Origin of the sequence: Pseudomonas sp. GM33 (assembly GCF_000282295.1) — a bacterium.
Taxonomy (GTDB): Bacteria; Pseudomonadota; Gammaproteobacteria; order Pseudomonadales; family Pseudomonadaceae; genus Aquipseudomonas; species Aquipseudomonas laurylsulfatiphila.
Genome location: NZ_AKJO01000129.1, coordinates 1 through 535, shown reverse-complemented (window position 1 = coordinate 535; position 535 = coordinate 1). Strand labels below are relative to the sequence as shown.

At 64.5% G+C, this 535-nt stretch carries 1 pseudogene; it reads left to right on the top strand.

Annotation, left to right across the window (positions count from 1 at the left end):
* Positions 1 to 535 (top strand): annotated as a pseudogene (locus PMI26_RS07135) (type IV secretion protein Rhs); the annotation flags it as partial.

Genomic DNA, 535 nt, shown 5'->3' with positions numbered 1-535 from the left:
CTCGCTACGCCCGACGGCGGTGTTGGAGCAGGCACGTGGTGAGGCGGGGCGGGTGGTTGAGCGTTTCGAATATGGCGGTGCGCAGGTGGGGCCTGGCAACCCGTGCGGCCGCATGATTCGCCACGACGATCCGGCCGGCACCCGGCATATGCTCGAGTACGATTTGCTGGGGCTGGCGCAAAGTGAAATCAGCCATTTTCTCACGGAGTTGGACACACCCGATTGGCCGCTGGACGAGTCGGCACGTGATGCATTACTTGAACCCGGGGTGGGGCTGGAGAGCTGCTGGTCTTACAGTCCGGCAGGGGACCTGTTGAGCCTTGTCGATGCCAGCGGCCACCGTCGGCAATTCTGTTACACCGTGGCCGGGCAGCTCAAGGCGGGTTGGCTGCAACCGGCGAACAACCCGCCCCCCGGACAGTGCCTGGTCCACGATATCCGCTACAATCCGAGCAATCAGGTTGAACGCGAAACCGCCGGCAACGGCGTGGTCACCGAAGCCGAGTACGCCCTCAGCGACGGCCGCTTGCTGCGT